This is a genomic window from Vibrio sp. M260112 (assembly GCF_036533775.1).
Lineage (GTDB): Bacteria > Pseudomonadota > Gammaproteobacteria > Enterobacterales > Vibrionaceae > Vibrio.
The window spans coordinates 1-555 of sequence record NZ_JATABH010000187.1 but is presented as its reverse complement, the minus strand read 5'-3'; the positions used below and the strand labels follow the sequence as shown (position 1 = coordinate 555).

Here is a 555-nt window from a genome sequence, read left to right as displayed (position 1 = left end):
GATGCCACACTGTCAAGATCCGTCGATGTCCGACTTCACGCAAAATCTAACGGTCTCAATGTCGTACCGTAAGATCACTTGGGATCACGTCAACGCAGGTACGTCTGGTTCAGACGATTGGCGTAAACCTATCGAAGCTTAATCGCTTTGATTTTCAGAGGTTTCCTACAGGAAGCCTCCTGAAAGCCTTAACCCCAAATTACCGTTGTCGCGGTAATTTGTATTTAAGGTTTTTGTGTTTAGGGTTAACGATAGGAGAGACGTATGGCGACATTGGCGTACACCATAGATATAGAAGGACTCGGTGAACGCGTCTTTTTTTCTTTCTATAACCCCGCTTATATTGGCGCAATGCTGCCGCGTTTACTCCCTGAAGAAGTCAGTCAGTTACTCAGGAATCACAGCATATTAATCCGCTACAATCAGCAGTGGCAAAGTTGGCAAGCAGACGTCCCCACCCAGCAAACTTTGGCTCAAGATCAAAATACGCCTTGGTGGATAATTAAAGAGCACCACATTGATAACACAGCTAATGTACCATTGCTGAGTCGTAAC

2 pseudogenes are annotated in these 555 nt (G+C 45.4%); both read left to right on the top strand.

Features of this window, described 5'->3' with window-relative positions:
• Positions 1-142: pseudogene (locus QTN95_RS20990) on the top strand (type VI secretion system tube protein Hcp); the annotation flags it as partial.
• Between the two features lie 122 nt (positions 143-264).
• Positions 265-555: pseudogene (locus QTN95_RS20985) on the top strand (hypothetical protein); the annotation flags it as partial.